Genomic DNA, 19,458 nt, shown 5'->3' with positions numbered 1-19,458 from the left:
TTTAAAATGATCGGCCTATTAAAGCGATAACGTTACGTGAGCTTGTCCGCCCCTTCCGAATGTCAAGAGTCACATTCTTTGCCGTGTTCTCGGATTCCTCCATTAAACGACAAAAAAAGCCAATTGTCTTTAAAATTCGACATGGCTTTTTCGTATAGACCGTAAATCAGAATAAATCCAGCTGCCTCGGGGCGAGTCCCTGCTCGTCCTCGATGCCGAGCAGTTCCATCATCTCTTTGGCGTTGGCGGCCGCGTCCCCGCCGGAGTTATTGTTGAAAATAACCGCGACTTCGCGGCTGCTCCGTTCCAGCACCTTGAGACGCTCCTTCCACTCCAGGAGCTCGGCCCGGCTGTAGCGGTACAGGTACCGCACGTCGCGCCAGCTCTTGCCCGGAGGCGCGCCGACCCAGCCGCCGTCGTTGCGGCCGTGGAACCGGACCAGCGTCAAGTCCGGATTGGCCGCGCGGAGCACGATCGGCACCGATCCGCTGCCGACCTGGGGCTCGTCGCAGACCGTGTGAATCCAGCCCTCCTGTTCCAGGAAGCCGAGCGTGCGTTCCCGCACTTCCGGGGCATACCAGCTGCGGTGCCGGAACTCCACCGCGAGCGGCAGCCCGTCCAGGAGGCTCTTCGCTTCACGGAGCGCGTCCACATTTTCGCGGATACAGTCAAACCAGGGCGGATACTGCATCAGCACCGCCGTCAGTTTGCCCGCCTCACGCATCGGCTCGATGGACTCCGCGAAAGCCCGGAACATCTGCTCCGTGCTTTCGAAAGGATTTTTCCCGCGTAGGTGTCCCGTCATACCCTGGTACGCCTTGACGACGAACCCGAAACCGGGCGGCGTTTCCTTCACCCACTTCATGGTATTGCGCAGGGGCTGGACGGCGTAAAAGGAGCTGTCCAGCTCCACAACCGGAAAATGCGAGGAATACACTTTCAGCTTATCTTTCTTGTCCGCAGGAGTTGTATAGAGATCGTCATGATCTCCCCAGCCTGCCAATCCGATTCGTATCATGCCAATCCCTCCTCTGACAGCTTCCTTTATGCGGCTGTAATCGACCGCTTTTTTCCATCTTAACACATATGTACGATTACCCGAATTCCAGCCGTTTGTCCCATCCGGCTCAGGGATTCCGACCCATTAATCCCCATAACGAGACTGCACAAAAAGCGCCGGAGAACAATTCCCCGGCGCTTTAGCATCAGTTGGACCGTTAACGAATCGGAGAAGGGCAGAATTCGTCTCTCACCGTACAGCAGTAAACGTGTTTAGGCACGGGCACACAGTGATGACGGTTGACGATTTCGATCGGATGAACGATTTCTACGATCTGCGGGTGATAAAAATCTCTGTATACTCTCGTAGGCGGATCGAACACCTGCTTCTCCGGACAAAGACAGTGATTATGGTGGTGGTGATGATGATGACTCATATTGAACCTCTCCTCTCGAATATATCTAATTCAGCATACGGAGGGAGAGACATTTATGCCTGTTCACTTGCCTATCGCGCGGAGACTTTTTTCCGCTCTTGTCCCAGGGGCGTGCCCGCAGGAACCGGAGGCCCTTATCGGTCAGATGACACGGCCCTCTATCGCGCAGCAAGCACGCGGCAGTACGCGCCCGAAGCTGCGTGAAGACTGCTTCCGGGGCAGGCGGCGTTATTGTCCGAAGAGCATACGCACCCCTTCGAGGGCAAGTCCGATAATAAATCCGCAGACGGCGCCGTTGACCCGAATCCACTGAAGGTCTTTGCCGACCTTGTTCTCGATGAACTCGATCAAGGTGGCATTGTCCATCTTGTCGATATTCTCGCGGACAAGCGCGCCGATTTTGGAATGGTTGCGCTCCACAAACTCGGTGATCTGCGCCTTCAGCCATTCCTCCAGCTTGCGCACGGTATCCTCATCGCCGCGCAGACGGCGGACGCCTTCTTCAAGCAGCGGCATGACGGTCTCGTCCAACAGCGGGCCTTCCTGCAGCTGCTCCAGGAGCCGGTCGCGCCAGCTTTCGATCAGAGCGGTAAGCCGCTCCTCCAGCCGGAGCCGGTCCGGCAGCTGCCGCGCCAGGTTACCGACGGCTTCGTGCAGCCGCTCGTTGTCTTTGAGGCCGGCCAGCTCCCGGCGGACGATGTCGAGCAGCCCTACGCGGTTGCGGTGGCCGGGAAGCCGCAGGGCGGCCAGGTTATCGAGCAGCGCATGCTGAAGCATGCCGCCAAGCTTGTCCCCGGACATAAATCCGAGGATTGCGTTCTTGGCGAAGGCCATCAGCCCGTTCATCTCGATTCCCTGGATAACCCCCTCGGCGATCTCCCCGAGGAGGCGGCGTGTCTCGGCCCGCACGGCCCAGCGCTCGGCACGGTCGATCAGGAAATCAATTGCCGGCTCTTCGTAGCCGTGCGACAGCACCTGATCGACCGCCAGCCCGACGGCCGCCGCCGGGTCCATTTTACCCGCCGCCTGCCGGATTTGCTGCGAGGCAAAAGCGGCGATCTGCTCGGCGGGCAGACGCTCCAGCGCGTAGCGGCAGGCGCTGCGCACCGCCTCGCGCGCACCTTCCGAGCGGAGCGCTTCCTCCGCTTTGGCGAGCATCGTCTCGACGAGGCGCATCTGGCCGATCCGCAGCGCGATGCTTTCCTTGCCCAGCAAGTTGTCTTCCACCGCGGAAACGACCGCCTTCGTCATCTGGGCGCGGTTGTTCGGCAGCAGGGCCGTGTGCGGGATCTTGATCCCCAGAGGGTGCCGGAAAAGAGCCGTGACCGCAAACCAGTCCGCGAGCCCCCCGACAAGGCCCGCTTCGAAGCCGCTCTGCAGAAAGGCTCCCGCGGTATGCGGAGCGAAAGGAAGCGTGGCCAGGAAGCCCGCTCCCATCACACCGAGCGAAACCGTCGCGATGTGTTTGGTCTCTTTAGGTTTTTTCTCTCTCGATTGAAGTTCCTGCATAGATGAATCCCTCCGACAGGGCATAACCGGCTGTGCAACGGGTGCTGCCGGTTTCCTGGTTTTTATCGTTAACAGCATTATCGCCGATTTTTCCTATGAACTCCAGAGGGTGCGTAATCCGCCAACCGGGATACCGAAACAGGGCTGCCTTTGTACGTATGTACGCAGACAGCCCCCTTTGTGGTTCCCTTATCGCTGCCCCGGCAGGCCCTAGACGTCCAAGGTCTCGCCCGGAGCGAGCCGGACGCCTTCCTGATACGCCTGCTTCAGCTTTTGAATCCATTCGCTTGCGTCCTGCTTGATCACGTCGAACGTGTTGTAATGGGTCGGAATGTACTTTTTGGCGCGCAGCCATGTGGCCGCAAGCACGGCTTCATCCGGTCCCATCGTAAAAACATCCCCGATCGGCAACGCCGCCACATCGATGTTGTACATTTCTCCGTACAGCTTCATATCTCCGAAAAGGGCCGTGTCGCCCGCGTGATAGAACGTTTTGCCGCCCATGGTCAGAAGAATGCCCGCGGGTTGTCCGCCGTCCACGAATTTGCCAGGCTCCACCTCAATACTGGAGGAATGGAAAGCCAGCGTAAATTTGACGGTGCCCCATTCGAATTTGGCGCTGCCGCCGATGTTCATGGCAAAGGTTTTGATTCCCTTGGATGCGAAATAAGAAGCAATTTCAAAATTCGCGATAATGACGCAGTCATTTTTGCGGGCAATTTCCTCGGCATCCGCGATGTGGTCACTATGGCCGTGTGTAAGCAGGATGGCGTTCACTTGAATTTCTCCCGGATCGGCTACAGCCAGTGCATTTCCGCTTAGAAAAGGGTCCAAGAGTACCCGGTATCCTTCGTTTTCTACCAAAAAACACGAGTGTCCGTGATAAGTAATTTGCATATGAGCGCCTCCTTCAAGTTTCAACTCGTTCATTACCCGGTTGGCGGGCTTCCGAAACATCCATTATTACCGGTAGGTGTATGTATAAAATGCGGCCTGCAAACAGACCTTTCAATGGAAGTGTGCCCAGCGGAACGCCGGTTCAAACAGGATCTTTCGGTTCCCTGTCTCTATTAAACCCCAAACTGGAAGGCGATTACAACTTTTGGGGTACGCAAAAAGCCCACTTGCACGGACAGACGGCGGTAATCGCTAAGCATCTGTCCGCTTCAAAGGGCTTCATCTAAATTGCGGGTTCATAGTCTATTGCCGATCTCTCAGCCAAGCAGACGCAGGACATAAACCTCCGCGATGCCGAGCAGCGAGAGCAGCACCGAGCCCAGCAGCACGGCTGCGGAAGCGCGGAGGCCGTGACGCCGGAACACGGCCAGGTTCACGTTCAAGCCGAGCCCGGCCATCGCCATCGCGATAAGCAGGTAGGCGCCTTGAACGGCGGCTGCCGCGGCGGGCTGCGGTACGATCCCCATCGTGTTCAGAGCGGCTGCCGCCAGGAAGCCCACGATGAACCACGGGACCGGCACGCCCGCCTTGCGGGGAGCGGCGTTCCCGGCCGCGCCGGAAGCCGCGGAGCCGGGGGCGCCTTCGTCTGCGCCCCGGCGTTCCCGCCGGGCCGCCCAGACGCCGAGCGCCAGAGCAACCGGCGCAAGAAGGGCTACGCGCGTAAGCTTCGCCAAGAGCGCGCTGTCTACCGCGGCGCTGCCCCCCGGCGCGGCGGCCGCGATCACGTGGGCGATCTCGTGCAGCGTCGCGCCCGAGAAGAAGCCGTACTCGGCGGACGAGAAGCCGAGCAGCGGGTACACCAGCGTGTAGGCCACGGTGAACAGCGTGCCGAGCAGCGCGATAACCGTGACGCCGACGGCCGTTTCGTCGTCGTCCGCCTTGATTTGCGGAGAGATGCCGGCGATAGCCGCCGCCCCGCAAATCCCGGTGCCGCAGGCGCTCAGCATCGCGAGGCGCGGGCCTACGTTCATCCGCCGGGCGATGGCGTATACGACAACGGTCGCGAAGAGGATGTTGCCCGCCGACGCGGCGAATACGGCCGGCCCCGCATGGACCACATCCAGCAGACTGAGGCGCATGCCGAGCAGGATGATGCCCGCGCGGAGCAGCTTCTTGCTGGCGAAAGCCAGCCCGGCCGGGGCGGATGCCGGGACGGGAGCGGCGGCCCGCCAGGCGATGCCGAGCAGCAGGGCGAGCACGAGCTGCCCGACGACATTCAGGCCCGGAATGAGGGCGAGCGCTTTGGCCGCGAGGGCCAGCGCAAGCGTCATTCCGAGGCCTGTGGCGAGGCGGGCGGGGCCGCTGCCGGGCCCGGTCCCCGGCTTTGCCGCTGCTGAGGCAGCGGCCGCGGGCCCCGCTGCGAAATCCGAGGCGGCAAACGTATCGGCACTCGGGCGCCTTCCCTCCGCTTGTGCCTCTTCCGGCGGTGTTTCTTCTTTCATAACAGGGAATCCTGTTCTATCTTGAGAAACGGTTCTTAACCGTTCGTTTATTGGAGAGCGGCTTTCATTCGATTCCGTCTTTTCTTTTCCCGTTTCATGTAAAGCCGGGGTTCCTAACCGCTGCGTATAACCTTTCATCTGTCGACCCCTCCAGTTCGTTTCCGGCTCGTGTTCACACGGCTGTCGAACGCGTTCTTTATTTTTACTATAAAAGGACGTGCAGGGGAACGGAAATACGAATACGCGATGCCAATCATTACAAAAACTTATGATACAATGAAGGCGACGGCCGGACGTTCTTTTTGGTTTTACAAAAGAGGCTTTTGAAGCGCCGAGCTTTTAGACACATGCAGCCGCTATCCGGCTGTCTGGCTGTCTTCTCACACTCAAACGTTGCGGAGGGATTTACGATGATCGTCGATCATTTGCGCGTGTTTGCCGCCGTGGCGGAGCAGCGCCACTTTTCCCGGGCCGCCGAGGCCCTGAATATTTCCCAGCCCGGCGTCAGCCAGCATATCCGGAATCTGGAGCAGGAGTTCGGCGCCAAGCTGATGATCCGCTCTCCCAAACAGGTCAAACTGACGGAAGCCGGGGACCTTCTTTATGCGAGAGCCAAAAGAATTCTGCGCCTCTACGAAGAAGCCCGTCAGGAAATCGACGCTTTGCAGCACGTCGTGACGGGATCGCTTAAAATCGGCGCCAGCTTTACGATAGGCGAATATATCCTTCCCCGCCTGCTGGCCGATTACGCCAAGCATTACCCGAAGGTGGATATCCAGTCCACGATCGCGAACACCGTCGAAGTGGTTCAAGGCGTGCGCCGCGATCATTTTCACATCGGGCTGATCGAGGGGATCGCAGACGCCCCGGACGTAGAGATCGAACCTTTCATGGAAGATGAAATGATTCTCATTGCTCCCCGCGATCATCCTCTGACCCGGGAACCGTTCAAGCTCCAGGCCTTGCAGAACCAGACGTGGGTCTGGCGGGAGCCCGGTTCGGGAACCCGCGCTTACAGCGATAGGCTGATCGCCGAATGGCAGTTGAACGTGAAGCGCTCCTTTATGTTCAGCAGCTCCCAGAGCGTGAAAGAAGCGGTGTCCGCCGGGCTCGGGATCGCTCTTTTGTCGAGATGGATCGTGCGCAAGGAGCTGGAATCGGGAGAAATCGTCCATCTGGGAGCCGGCGGCCGCCGTCTGACCCGGACGCTGACGATGGTGCGCAGGACCGCGGGTGAAAACTCCAAAGCACTGGAAGTATTCGTCCAGAAAGTTCGCGGAGCTCATGAGGCGATGCAGGTTCCGGGTCCCACCGCAACCTGACCGGTCACTGTTCCTTTTCTTTGCGCGGCACGACTGCGGACGGCTTCGGTCCCGTTCTTCTTCCCGTTCCAAAACTCCCCTGCTTCACATGCCTCTTCCCGGCGTTAAATAGTCGGTAGCCTGTAACAACCTGCCCCTAACCATACGGGAGTCTATAGACTTCCCGCACCGGCGGACAGACAGGCTCCGTTACGTCCATTACAAGTACGGGGAGAATGCGCATGGAGCCCTTAAAACAAACCGAACGAAAACCTTCACCCCCGGTCCGCACCTCGGGAAATACACGGAAGCCTACCCAAAAAAGCTGGCTCTCCTCTTATTGGCTGAAGGGCGGTATCCTGCTTCTCGTCTTTTTCATCTGGGCGGGCATCGTGGCCGCCGTTCATACGCACAAAGCTTTGCCTCCGGGCCTGTCGTTCGAAGGAAAAGCCTACCGGACGGAGAACGTGGACTTTCTATATGATCTTTCATATAAAAAAGACGGCGGCTATCATCAGGAACAGATGATTTTCGACCGGGTTAACCAAGCTATCGCGGAAGCGAAGGAATTTATCGTGGTCGACATGTTCCTGTACAGCGGGTACTACGACAACGACCAGTCCTTCCCGCCTCTGAGCGGACAACTGACGGAAAATCTCCTGGACGCCAAGCGGAGACATCCTGCCATGCCGATCACGATCGTTTCCGATGAGGTGAACACGACCTACGGCTCGCACCCGTCCCCGGAGCTTGAGCGGCTCAAGGCGGCCGGTATCGGGGTCGTACTCACGGATACGGATCCGTTAAGAGACTCCGTCCCGCTATACTCCGCCGTCTGGCGGATGGGGTTCCAGTGGTTCGGACAGTCGGGCAAAGGCTGGCTGCCCAATCCTCTGGCGGATTCCGCCCCCAAAGTGACGCTGCGCTCTTATTTGAAGCTTTTCAATGTCAAAGCGAATCATCGCAAAGTCGTCGCCACCGAAAATACGGCGCTGGTGCTGTCCGCCAACCCGCATGACGCCAGCTTCAACAACTCGAATATCGGGTTTCAGATAACCGGCAGCAAGGACTTCATCTCCGAAGTCGTCGGAACGGAGCAGGCCGCTTCCGTTATGTCCGGCGGACCCGCGCAACTTCAGCCGAAGGCGGCCGATACGCAGAAGGAACCCGCGCGTCCGGAAGCGGCGTCCGGAAACGGGACGCAAGAACCGGCGGCGCCCTCCCGGGATGCCGTGACCGTACGCCTGCTTACGGAAGGGAAAATTTATTCCCGCCTGCTTGACGGTATCTCGGCAGCGCCCAAGGGCAGCGAGATCCGCATGGGTATGTTCTATCTCGCCGACCGTAAGGTCATCGACGCTCTGCTGGATGCTTCCGCCCGGGGCGTATCCATCCAACTGCTGCTCGATCCGAACCAGAATGCGTTCGGGCACAGCAAGACCGGGATTCCGAACCGTCCGGTCGCCGCGGAGCTGAGGAAGAAGACGGATGGTAAAATCGCCGTTAAATGGTACAACACCGCACAGGAGCAGTTTCATACGAAGCTGATCGACATCCGTCATCCCGACGGCAGCGCCGTCATTAACGGAGGCTCCGCCAATTTCACACCCCGTAACCTGGATGATCTCAATCTGGAAACGAACGTGGAAATAACGGCCCCGGCAGGCAGCAAAATTACACAGGACCTTGACCGTTACTGGGACCGCCTGTGGAATAACCGGGATGCCGAGTACTCCCTGGAGTATCCGGCCTACGAGGATAAGCTGGTCGGCTTCAAGCGAATCGTCTATCATCTGCAGGACATGCTGGGATTTACGACTTATTGATTATTTAAAAATTGCTCTAACTCTCGAATGTTATTTTGTAATTATTCTCTTGTTAATGGTATAATTTTCTAATATGTTCCAAATGATTTGGGACATATTACGCACCTGGTGCAAGACATTATGAAGAAAACAGATACCGAGTTGGAGTGAATGAGTTGCTCAAAAAAAATAGCATAGCGATTTCCGTTGTTGTTCTCCTTCTGCTCATCGCCGCATCCGTATTTTATAGCGAGCATACTAATAAAAACCTGGGCTTGGAAAGCATTGTCGGCCATTCACTATCGGTCGTCCTCAACAATTACGATGAGGTAGCTTCGAGCAAAATCGAGAATTTTTCTCCCGATAACATAGCCGGCATAAAAATGAAACTAGTAAGTATCGAAGCCTACTCCGCTATAATAGATCAGGCGGTCGAATACGAGGCTTTAAAGCCGATAGCTGCAAATATGCTGTCACTAACTGAAAACATGGAAAAAAGCTATAAAGCGAATGACGGAAAACTTACTGACAGAAATAAAGAAGACTATAAAGTATTGGAAACGGAAATACGAAATTTAATCCCCCTTATCCGCAGCACTTATTACCAGCCTGGAACAGAAGGTAAGGCCTCTTTGAAAGTTACTGAACAGGGCATTGCTCCAATTAAAGACAGACTTAGTAAATATGCGGCAAGTGCATTAGAGTAAAAAAGGTTGAACAGGATTACATGCCCAACTTTCGATAGGTCATCTATCATTCTCCGAAGATTTCTGACAGAAGAACGCCATTCTTTTTCCACGGTGACTATGGTATAGTTGCAAGTGGATTTAGAAAGGTGGGACATCACGTGAATACATCTCCAATTCCGGTTTCCACCAAAAGCAGACCGCGCACTGCTTACTGGAAACCTTTTTTATTTATCGCCATTCTCATAGGCGGGTTGTTTTACGTCAAGTGGGAGCCGTACTTCCACAAAGCGCTTACCGCGGCGGCCAAGCACGACATCGGGAAGTCGATTCTCGCAGGCTCCGCCGAGCCTTCGCTGGCCGCGGCTTGGGACTATTCCGTGGTCTATTTCAAAGCCGTCTGGAAAGCCGCGATTCTCGGCATCGTCCTCGGCTCTCTGCTTCAGGTGCTGATCCCACAAGATTGGCTGAAGCGGGTGTTCGGCAAGCGCACTTTCGGCAGCACAGTAGCCGGCGGACTTAGCGCCATGCCCGGCATGATGTGCTCCTGCTGCGCTGCTCCGGTAGCGGTAGGCATGCGCAAGCAGTCAGGCTCCATCGGCTCCGCTCTCGCTTTCTGGATCGGCAACCCGGTACTGAACCCGGCGACGATCATTTTCATGGGCTTCGTGCTTGGCTGGAAATTCGCCGTTCTAAGAATCGCCGCTGGGATTGTGCTCGTGTTCGGCGTCTCGTACTGGGCGGAACGCCTCGTCACGAAAGACGATACAGCGACCGGCGAGTTTCCGCAGATGCCGGCTGCGCAGCACCATTCCGGGCCGGTCGTCGTCCGCTGGCTGAAAGCGCTCTGGACGATGTTCTGGACCGTGGTTCCCGTCTACTTCATCGCCGTGTTCATTCTCGGCGCCGCACGCGCCTGGCTGTTCCCGGCCCTCGATCCCGCGATCGGAAACAGCCTCGTCGCTTTGATCGGACTCGCTTTGGCCGGAACCCTGTTCGTCATCCCGACTGCCGCGGAAATTCCGATCGCCAAAACGATGATGGCCCTGGGCCTGGGCACGGGACCGGCTGCCGCGCTTATCATGACGCTGCCTGCCGTCAGCCTGCCGTCCCTCATTATGGTGCGCAAGGCGTTTCCTGCGCGGGTGCTCTGGTTCACAGCCAGTATGGTTGTCCTGACAGGAATCGTAACCGGCGTGGTCGGCATTTTCATCCTATAAAATCAAGTTCAGCGAGAGGGCCGATACCCCTCTCGTTTTTTTCGCAAATAAAAGACAGCGGTTACAAAGATCAGGGTGTGAGAGATTCCAAAACCGCTTCCGGCAGCGTTTCAGCCTTGAAATTCAGGCCTTTTCCGCAATTGACAAGGTTTGGGACATCCTGTAGTATTATCACGAAAAACTGCATATTTGTGGAAACAGGTATTTTAGAGCCACTCTAAAATTTAAAAGGGAAGAACGGTGAAATGCCGTCGCGGTCCCGCCACTGTAAGGGGAAACACTCTCAATCACATCCGGCACGAAGCCACTGGAACTAAGACGTTCCGGGAAGGCGCCGGTATGGACGCCCCGAGCCAGGAGACCTGCCTGTTTGGACAGCACTGATACGACCTACGAGGAATAGGGAGGTGTTTGAGATCGCAAACTTTTTTTGTTGCGTGCATAAGACATCGTGTTCCCGTGCGAAGGGAAAGATGTCTTTTTTTGTGTGCGGAGAAGAGGTCCAAAGCCGGGAATTACCGCATCGGAGTCATCGGATAGAGCTTGCGGAGCTGGCAGCCGGGCATCGGGTATAACGAATCACCGTCCGAAAGTACAGCAGGGGCATGCCCCCGTTCTGCCGCACTGGCCGCCGCTTACGGCGGACCACATTCATGAAGGAGGATTACCGATGAACATCCGTAAAACCCTGGCGTCTTTTCTGCTTATAGCCGGAATCGTCTGCTTCTTTCTGGTAAACGAGCCGGAGTCGGCTTACGCCATGCATATCATGGAGGGCTTTTTGCCGCCCTTCTGGGCCTTATTCTGGTGGGTGGTCTTCCTGCCATTCTTCATCCTGGGCGTCCGCGCTCTGATCCGAATTACTAAAGAAACGCCGGAGCTCAAGCTCATGCTCGGTCTGGCCGGGGCCTTTACATTCGTCCTGTCCGCCCTGAAAATACCCTCGGTTACGGGAAGCAGCTCCCACCCGACGGGTACCGGACTGGGAGCCATCCTGTTCGGACCGCTTCCCATGAGCGTCCTCGGCTCCGTCGTTCTTCTCTTTCAGGCCCTCCTCCTCGCCCACGGCGGGCTTACGACACTGGGTGCCAACGCATTCTCGATGGCCGTTGCGGGACCGTTTGTCGGCTATGCCGTGTACAAACTCATGATCAAATCGACGGGCAGGCAGAAGCTCTCCGTCTTTACGGGCGCCGCGCTCGCCGATCTGACCACCTATCTGGTCACCTCCGTGCAGTTGGCGGTGGCATTTCCCGCAGCCGACGGGGGTATGCTCGCCTCTTTTGCCAAATTTGCGGGCATTTTCGCCGTCACGCAGATTCCGCTTGCGATCAGCGAAGGACTGCTGACCGTGCTGGTTCTGGGCTGGCTGCAAGCCTATACGCCGCATGAAATTTCCGCTCTGCAGCGCAATCTGAAGGGAGCTGACCGTTCATGAAAACGTGGAAGAAGAATGTATGGATCCTGGTCGCGGTCGTCCTGCTTGCCGTGCTGCCGCTCATTTTCGTTAAAGGAGAGTTCGGAGGAGCGGACGGAGCCGCGGAGGAAGCGATTCAGGAAATCGCTCCGACTTACGAGCCTTGGTTCGCGTCGCTGATGGAGCCTCCCGCTGAAACCGAAAGCATGCTTTTCGCGCTGCAAGCCGCGCTTGGAGCCGGTTTTATCGGGTATGTGATCGGCTTGTATAAGGGAAAGGCCTCCAAACCGAAGCCTAAAGCATGATGCTCAAGCGGATTGACACCATTTCCTATGCCAATGCTTTCCGGGGACTGTCCCCCGTCTGGAAATGCGGATTTGCCGGCTGTCTCTTTATCCTGTCCTATGCCAGTGCTCCGCCCGTTCAATTGGCCGTTTTCGGATGGATAACGCTTTGGACCCTGCTTTACGCACGCGTCCCGGGGAAGCTTTACTGGCTCGTATACGGCGGCTCGCTGCTGTTTTTCGCGGCCAGCCTGCCTGCTCTCCTGCTGGAATTTGGAAGAAATGCGGGGACCGGGGTTCCCCTTTCTTCGGGGTGGATCATCGGAACGGCCGGTCCATGGACCGTTTATGTCACGGGTGAATCTTTGTCCCGCACAGCGGGGCTGTTTATGCGGGTCTCCGCCTGTCTCGCTTGTCTGCAGTTTGTGTTGTTCACGACGCCCTTGCTGGAAATTCTTCAGGTGATGAAAAAAATCCGCATGCCTCAGATCGTGATTGAGCTGACCCTGATTATGTACCGCTATATTTTTTTGCTCGCCGATACGGCTCACGCCATGCGGACCGCCCAGCGCTGCCGGGGCGGGCAGAACGGATTCGCAGGCGGACTGCGCGATACCGCTCTGCTGATCGTTCATCTGTTCGGCCGGACGATGCAGCGTTACCGTGGTCTGACCTACGGGCTGACCTCCCGCGGCTTCACGGAACGGATCGAACTTGCCCCCTATGAGGCGGCCCCTGTCCCGCCGCGCTACAAAGCCGAAGGCATGACCGGGATCTTTATGCTGACGGCAGCTCAGATTTGGCTGAAATGGAGGGGATTCGCATGAATCCGATCATGGAACTGGCGGACGTCGTCTACAGCTATCCCGGTACCGAAAAAAAGGCCCTGGCCGGACTCAGCCTCACGATTCCGGCGGGCCGGAAAATCGCGCTTTGCGGGCATAACGGCTCCGGCAAATCGACGTTTTTCCTGCATGCCGTCGGCATTCACCGGCCGCAATCGGGGACCGTGCGCTGGAAGGGCGCTCCTGTGTCCTACAAGCGCCAGGATCTGCAGGAGCTGCGCAGGCAGGTAGGACTCGTGTTCCAGGACCCCGAGCAGCAGCTCATTCTCGGTACGCCGTACGAGGACATCTCTTACGGCTTGCGGAACGCCGGCGTTTCCGAGCCCGAAATCCGCGTCCGGACCGGAGCGGTACTGGAGAGTATGGACCTGGAGCAGCTCGCCCATACCCCTATCCATCACCTGAGCCTCGGGCAGAAGAAGCGCGTCACCCTGGCCGGCGTTCTTGTGCTGGAGCCAAGCCTGCTGCTGCTCGACGAGCCGACGGCGTATCTCGATCGCGCGTCGGAGCGGCTTCTGCTGGATGAGCTGGCGGACATCGGGCAGAGCGGCGTCACCGTGGTCATGGCGACCCACGACATGGACCTGGCCTACACGTGGGCGGATGAAGTCCTGGTCATGGACCAGGGTGCCTGTCTGCTGCAAGGGACGCCCGATCGGGTTTTCGCGGAGACGGACACCGTCGAACGCATCGGTCTGGAGCTGCCCATGCTCCTCCGGCTGTGGCGCTCCCTCCCCCGCGCGCTGCGGGAAGGCATCGACCCTCCGAGGAGCGCCGATGCCTTCGGAGAGCTTCTCGCGGCCCGGCTTCAAGCTGCGGCTGCGCAGAGCTAGACGCTTGAATCCCATACAAAAAAAGCAGGTCAGGAATTTCTCCTGCACCTGCTTTTTGTATTTGTCCGCAAACCGGAAGCCGCGAGATGCGGCGTGTAAGGCCGACGCGGTCTTACGCGGGCCGCTTTTTTTACCGATCCGGATGTGCTTAAGCCTGCTTGATATCGAAAGAGCTTTTCAGCGATACGGTCAGATTGAAGACCAGATGATCTTTCGTGGACGCTTTAGGGTCCACATTGAAGTAACCGTGGCGGAAGAATTGGAACTTGTCGTTACCCTCGGCATCCTTCATGTTCTCCTCCACAAATCCGCTCAGGACCTCCAGAGAATTCGGATTGATCCGGTCGAGGAACGTGCTTCCTTCTTCCTTCTCTTCCTGCTCCGGCAGAACCAGCGGCTCGTAGAGCCGGAACTCGGCCGGTACGGCGCGGGTCGCTTCTACCCAGTGGATCGTTCCCTTCACTTTGCGGCCGGTAAACCCGCTTCCGCTCTTCGTCTCCGGATCGTAGGTGCAGCGCAGCTCGATCACATGGCCCGCCCCGTCCTTGACCACTTCTTCACACTTGATGAAGTAGGCGTGCTTCAAACGCACTTCATTGCCTGGAAATAAGCGGAAATATTTGCTCGGCGGATTTTCCATGAAATCGTCCTGCTCGATATAAATCTCCCGTGAAAACGGAATTTGGCGGACGCCCATCTCCGGGTTCTCCGAGTTGATTTCCGCATCCAGCATCTCCACCTGGCCTTCGGGATAATTCGTAATGACCACCTTGAGCGGTTTTAGAATCCCCATCGTCCGAGGGGCCTTCAATTTCAAATCTTCCCGGATAAAATGATCCAGGTATTTCACGTCGACTGTGCTGTCGCTCTTCGTCACGCCGATTTCGCGGCAGAAATTGCGGATCGATTCCGGCGTAAAGCCTCTGCGGCGCAGACCCGAAACCGTCGGCATGCGCGGATCGTCCCAGCCGTCCACAACCCCTTCGTCCACCATCTGCTTCAGGTAGCGTTTGCCCATGATCGTATCCGTCAGCTTCAGCTTGGCGAATTCGTATTGATGCGGCACATGTTCCGTTTCGCTTTCCTGGATGACCCAGTCGTACAACGGACGCTGATCCTCGAACTCCAGGGTACAGATGGAGTGGGTAACCGCTTCGTGGGCATCCTCCAGCGGATGCGCGAAAGCATACATCGGATAGATGCACCAGGCATCTCCCGTGCGGTGGTGGTGCGCGTGCGAAATGCGGTAAATGACCGGATCGCGCAGGTTAATGTTCGGCGAAGCCATGTTGATTTTCGCGCGGAGGACCATTTCCCCGTCCTTAAACTCGCCTTTGCGCATGCGCTCGAACAAATCCAGGCTTTCTTCCGCCGGACGGTCGCGGTACGGGCTCTCCTTGCCCGGTTCCGTAAGCGTTCCGCGGCCTTCGCGGATTTGTTCCGCGTTAAGCTGGCACACGTACGCTTTTCCTTTGCGGATCAGAAGCTGCGCTTTTTCATACATATAGTCGAAATAATCGGAAGCGAAAAAGAGGCCGTCCCATTCGAAGCCCAGCCACTGCACGTCTTCCTTGATCGCTCTGACGAATTCCTCGTCTTCCTTCGCCGGATTCGTATCGTCGAAACGCAGGTTCGTCTTGCCTTTAAATTCGTCCGCGAGCTCGAAATTCAAGCAGATCGACTTGGCGTGCCCGATGTGCAGATACCCGTTCGGTTCGGGCGGAAAACGCGTGACGACCGTATCTACACGGCCCTCGTTAAGATCTTCGATCACGATGTTTTTAATGAAATTGGTGTTGGTTGTATTTGTTGTGGCGCTTTTGTTCTCCATCCGGATCAACCTTTCTTTCTTATCGGAAATCGCTGCCGCAGTCCAATTCGGTATTTGTATTCCATCATACCCATAACAAACGGAGAGTTCAACCTGCAAAAGACGATCGGCGCCCCGAAAAGTCCCCAGCCTTTTCCTGTCCTTCGCCTGACCATATCTTAAATATCGTTTCCCCTTTAAAAATGCCGCCGGTGCCGCTCCGGCTTCCATAGTGTCCAAGAACCAAAAAACCGCCGCGGGCCAAAGCCCGGGACGGTTTTGAATCGAAGCTACAAGAGGAAATCGACAGCACATTCGGCATTCAGCGTTCAGCACGTGAAAATTCAGTACTCGCGCGCGCTCAGCTTGTAAATCACGCTTGCGGATTCCGCCCTCGTGGCGCCGTTCAACGGCTTGAAGGTGCCGTCTTCATAGCCGTCGATCAGACCGAGCCCGGCGGCCTTCCGCATAAACGGCACCGCCCAGGACCCCGCCGTACCTTCATCGGCGAAAGAAGCCGCCCTCGGCACGGGAAGCTCGTCCGGCGCTATGCCGCTGCCGTAAGCGAAGGCGCGAACCAGCATGGCTGCCATCTGCTCCCGCGTGATGGGATCGTCCGGCATGAAGCGGTCGTCCGTGACGCCGGAGACAAGCCCCGCGCTGTAAGAGCGGGCGATGACATCGGCGTACCAAGTGCCCTTCGCGACGTCACGGAACTGCTGCTTGCCGTCCGGAGCCGCCGGAAGCTGCAGCAGGCGGGCCAGCATCGCCGCGAACTGAGCCCGTGTCACGCCCGCCTGCGGAACGAAGCGGTTCGCTTCCATGCCGTCCACGATCTGCCGGGCGGCGAGAACTTCCACGGGCCGTTTCGCCCAGTGGGTGCTCATATCGGCGAACGTGCGGTCGACCGCGAAGACAGCCGCGTACGAGGAGCCCTCGACGGCAAACGTCATGCTGCCCTCGTTTTGGGCCCCCTTCACATACTCCCACTCAGAATCATCCTCGGAGTAAACGAAGGCGCCCATTTTCTCCGGATCGACCCCCAAATCAGATGCCGCAGCATGACTGAGAGTCACGGTTGCGGGTCTTTGGAGATTTCCGATCATCCGGCTTCCGGCCGTTATTTTAATCTCCAGGATGGAAGACATAGGCAACGCGCCTTCAGGATAAGCCGCCGTCAGACTCTCGGTGGCATGCGTCCGGCGGAGAGAAACAACCACTTCCTCGCTGCCGTCCACTTGAAGAGAACCCGCTTCCATCCTTAAGATTCCTTCACTCGTCGTAATGAGCAGCCCTTTGGACTGGCCGCTGCCGAAGAAGGATGCCGGAAGATGAACTTTCGCTCCGGCGGTGTTATTTTTCCCGGAAGAAACGGCCTGCACCCCGATCAGGGCCACATCCGGATTTTTAAGCAGCGGCTGCAAATTCTCGTCGGTAACCTTTACATCCAGCATGGCGTAGCCTTTCTCCTGGATTACGGTTGAGTCCGCTTTAACGTCGGCAACAGTTTCTTCCGATGGCTTTCCGGTGCCGTCCCCGCCTCCGGTATTCCCGCTGCTTGTCGCGATTTCATAGCGGTAAGTCTGGACGTCGCTGACGGCTCCGCCTGCGGCCGAGATAACTCTCAGAGTTTGTGTCCGGGAGATCTCGATAGGGCCGGTATAAGCGGCAGACTGTACGGTCGGCGCCGCTCCGGTCAACGTGTAGTACATTTTGGCGCCAGGGTCGGATGCGGTCAGCGTGACTTTCTGTGTACCCGTGTAGCTTCCGCTCCGGAGACTGGCCTGAGGAGCTTGCGGCTTCATCTGGAACGTAAGCTCGCCGCTTACCCAAAGCGGACTTTTCTCATCGTTGTAAGCAACCAATATGTATTTACCGGCTTTATCCGGCTTGTATGTAAGAGAAGCTTTTCCCTGACTGGCTTGAAACGTTAACGTTTTAACGAACTGAGGCTCCGTGCCGTTCGACGTGTAAGCGAACAAATCCGCCTTGCCGGCACCGCCCGCGTCCGCTGCGAGGGAGCCGTCTTTGTTAAGGAGACGGATGTCCGCCCGAAGTTCGCCCGTTCCGGTCAAATTCGTGCTGCCGTTAGCCGCTTGAATACTTATACGCGGTGTTTCCATGGCTTTCTTGACATCAATCAGCCCCGACCCGAATTCATCGTCAAAACCGGAAGGCCCCAGGTCCTTGGCGGTTTCGGAAATGATGCGGCCTACACGGTCCACCCTTTCGGAAGTGGTGAGATCATCCAGACCGGCATCCCCCGCGAGAATTAGAGCGGCAAGGCCGGACACCATCGGGGCCGCCATCGAAGTGCCGTTGCGTCCCGTGTAACCGTTGCCTTTGTTCGTGCTGTAGATATCCACGCCCGGTGCGACTACGCTCAGGCTGCTGCCGGAATTGGAGAAATCCGCAACGATAAATTCCGTTTGGGGATACCAGTCGACGGCGCCTACCGCAAGCACTCCCGGCAGCTTGGCCGGAAAGGCCACATCCTTCACGAACCGATGGGCCAACGGATCTTCGCTCCCTTTTACCTGATCCAGTTCGCCCGTATCGTTGCCCGTCCAGTGGTTACTATCGTTGCCTGCGGCGGAAACAACGATCACGCCTCTTTGCAGAGCATATTGCACCGCTTCTTCCATAACCCGGGAGGAGCTCGCCGACGTCAGGCTGAGATTTACCACATCCGCTCCGTGATCTACGGCCCAATAGATGCCTTCGGTTATCACGTCCGTTCTTCCGTAGCCTTCGCTGTCGAGAACCTTAACGGGCATAATTTTGGCTCCGCTGGCCACTCCGGCGATACCGACTCCGTTGTCTTTCAGTGCCGCCGCAATGCCCGCCACATTCGTACCGTGGCCGTTATCGTCCCGGGTGTCCGGCGTGTTACTGACGAAATTGTACCCTTCCACGAGACTCCCTTTCAGATCGTCATGGGAAGAGTCCACGCCCGTATCGACAACGGCGATTACAACACCGGGCAGTTTGGCGTCTACCGTACTCGTATCCGCGAGATCGGACTGGATCGCCCGGTACCACCACTGCTGCTCCACATAAGGATCGTTCGGCAAGGAAGCCGCTTTAGCGGGCGAATCCGCCGCACTTGCGGAGCCGGTCGTAGTCCGTACCGCCGATCCCTGCCCGGCGCCGCCATTCCTTACGGCAGCCTTCGTCTCGGCGGCCCATACGGGATAAACGGGTTCGACGAAATCCACGTCGGGGTCGTTTTCCAGTTCCTCAAGCACATCCGAAACCGGCTCGGACTTGGGAAATTCCATTGTGACCAGACCCTTCGATCCTACACGCTGCTTGTATTTCGAACTCGGTGGATCGGGAAGTTCCGCTTTCTTCTCGGGACCCATCAGTCCCTGCATAACCATCGTATCCGCTTTTTCTTTGTATTTGACGATAACCTGTCCGGGCAGCGCGTCTTTCACAGCCTGCGGCCTTTCATATCGGGGAGTCGAAACGCTTTTTTTCAAAGAAAGCGGGGACTCCGCTCCGAACGCCGGGACAGACAGACTCAAGACCAATAGGACGGCCAGCACCAGCAGACTTATTTTTCGCATACAAAAAAACCTCCAAACCTCACATCGCGATCCTTATTAGGCATTCGCTTCCGGCTCCCGAATTCCTGCCACATACCCACTTTTGTAAATAAACGGAATATTTAAAAAAAGGAAAATTTCCTTAAACTAGCTCAAAGTCATGGAATCTCTCTCCAGAAAGGTCATTGGGAAATATTCTCCCGAAGTTACATCCTTACCTGCACAAAAAGTTCTTCCGCCTCGTCCTCTGTCTTTGATAAACGGCAGGCACGTACCGTCCATCGTCATACGACGCCGCACCGCGCGCCGACAGCCCGCGAAGTGCGGATAACCGGTATGCCTCGTGTCTCGGTCGTCTCATC

General features: G+C 57.2%; 15 protein-coding genes and 1 riboswitch. Of the genes, 8 read left to right on the top strand and 7 right to left on the bottom strand.

Translation table 11 applies throughout. The annotated features are described in order from the left end of the window. Positions 1-166 precede the first annotated feature (166 nt). The 5 genes from KVT34_RS21115 to KVT34_RS21095 form a co-directional block, all read right to left on the bottom strand. Positions 167-1,018, bottom strand: coding sequence for a DUF72 domain-containing protein (locus tag KVT34_RS21115; RefSeq protein WP_217560817.1), 852 nt, complete (start codon positions 1,016-1,018; stop codon positions 167-169). A gap of 199 nt (positions 1,019-1,217) precedes the next feature. After that, the gene (locus KVT34_RS21110; protein WP_084706632.1) at positions 1,218-1,436 is read right to left on the bottom strand and encodes a hypothetical protein; all 219 of its coding nucleotides are present in this window, start codon (positions 1,434-1,436) and stop codon (positions 1,218-1,220) included. 228 nt (positions 1,437-1,664) lie between these two features. Beyond that, entirely contained in the window at positions 1,665-2,945 is a 1,281-nt protein-coding gene (locus KVT34_RS21105; protein ID WP_217560816.1) for a DUF445 domain-containing protein, read from the bottom strand. A gap of 210 nt (positions 2,946-3,155) precedes the next feature. Next, positions 3,156-3,842, bottom strand: coding sequence for a metal-dependent hydrolase (locus KVT34_RS21100; RefSeq protein ID WP_217560815.1), 687 nt, complete (start codon positions 3,840-3,842; stop codon positions 3,156-3,158). A gap of 317 nt (positions 3,843-4,159) precedes the next feature. Continuing rightward, positions 4,160-5,173, bottom strand: coding sequence for a YeiH family protein (locus tag KVT34_RS21095; protein WP_483311450.1), 1,014 nt, complete (start codon positions 5,171-5,173; stop codon positions 4,160-4,162). A 581-nt stretch (positions 5,174-5,754) separates the two neighbouring features. On the opposite strand from KVT34_RS21095, the gene KVT34_RS21090 reads away from it, so the two are divergent. The 8 genes from KVT34_RS21090 to KVT34_RS21055 all read left to right on the top strand — a co-directional run bounded on the left by KVT34_RS21090 (position 5,755) and on the right by KVT34_RS21055 (position 13,735). Beyond that, complete coding sequence (locus KVT34_RS21090) at positions 5,755-6,666, top strand: LysR family transcriptional regulator (RefSeq protein ID WP_217560812.1); 912 nt, start codon at positions 5,755-5,757, stop codon at positions 6,664-6,666. 221 nt (positions 6,667-6,887) lie between these two features. Continuing rightward, positions 6,888-8,471 (top strand): phospholipase D family protein, encoded by a 1,584-nt coding sequence (locus KVT34_RS21085; RefSeq protein ID WP_217560811.1) that lies wholly within the window; start codon positions 6,888-6,890, stop codon positions 8,469-8,471. Between the two features lie 155 nt (positions 8,472-8,626). Then, positions 8,627-9,157 carry a hypothetical protein gene (locus KVT34_RS21080; RefSeq protein WP_217560810.1) on the top strand — a complete coding sequence of 177 codons (531 nt, stop codon included), beginning with the start codon at positions 8,627-8,629 and terminating at the stop codon, positions 9,155-9,157. A gap of 140 nt (positions 9,158-9,297) precedes the next feature. Continuing rightward, complete coding sequence (locus KVT34_RS32630; protein ID WP_217560809.1) at positions 9,298-10,356, top strand: permease; 1,059 nt, start codon at positions 9,298-9,300, stop codon at positions 10,354-10,356. A 182-nt stretch (positions 10,357-10,538) separates the two neighbouring features. After that, a riboswitch (cobalamin riboswitch) is annotated at positions 10,539-10,740 on the top strand. A gap of 286 nt (positions 10,741-11,026) precedes the next feature. Then, positions 11,027-11,794 (top strand): energy-coupling factor ABC transporter permease, encoded by a 768-nt coding sequence (locus tag KVT34_RS21070; RefSeq protein WP_042231271.1) that lies wholly within the window; start codon positions 11,027-11,029, stop codon positions 11,792-11,794. Next, positions 11,791-12,078: an energy-coupling factor ABC transporter substrate-binding protein gene (locus tag KVT34_RS21065; RefSeq protein ID WP_217560808.1), complete on the top strand. Its 288-nt coding sequence runs from the start codon at positions 11,791-11,793 to the stop codon at positions 12,076-12,078. The genes KVT34_RS21070 and KVT34_RS21065 overlap by 4 nt, the downstream gene beginning before the upstream one ends. Continuing rightward, on the top strand, positions 12,075-12,884 hold the full coding sequence (gene cbiQ / locus KVT34_RS21060) for a cobalt ECF transporter T component CbiQ (RefSeq protein WP_217560807.1): 810 nt from the start codon (positions 12,075-12,077) through the stop codon (positions 12,882-12,884). Before KVT34_RS21065 ends, cbiQ begins: the two co-directional genes overlap by 4 nt. Next, positions 12,881-13,735 (top strand): energy-coupling factor ABC transporter ATP-binding protein, encoded by an 855-nt coding sequence (locus tag KVT34_RS21055; RefSeq protein ID WP_217560806.1) that lies wholly within the window; start codon positions 12,881-12,883, stop codon positions 13,733-13,735. The genes cbiQ and KVT34_RS21055 overlap by 4 nt, the downstream gene beginning before the upstream one ends. Before the next feature lie 148 nt (positions 13,736-13,883). On the opposite strand, the gene KVT34_RS21050 is transcribed toward KVT34_RS21055, so the two are convergent. Continuing rightward, entirely contained in the window at positions 13,884-15,566 is a 1,683-nt protein-coding gene (locus KVT34_RS21050) for a glutamine--tRNA ligase/YqeY domain fusion protein (protein ID WP_217560805.1), read from the bottom strand. A 323-nt stretch (positions 15,567-15,889) separates the two neighbouring features. Then, complete coding sequence (locus tag KVT34_RS21045; RefSeq protein WP_217560804.1) at positions 15,890-19,117, bottom strand: S8 family serine peptidase; 3,228 nt, start codon at positions 19,115-19,117, stop codon at positions 15,890-15,892. Positions 19,118-19,458: the final 341 nt, after the last annotated feature.

Origin of the sequence: Paenibacillus sp. GbtcB18 (assembly GCF_019091125.1) — a bacterium.
In the GTDB taxonomy this organism is placed as follows: domain Bacteria; phylum Bacillota; class Bacilli; order Paenibacillales; family NBRC-103111; genus Paenibacillus_F; species Paenibacillus_F chitinolyticus.
Note: the sequence above shows the minus strand (reverse complement) of the source record. Positions and strands in the feature narration are given on the sequence as shown.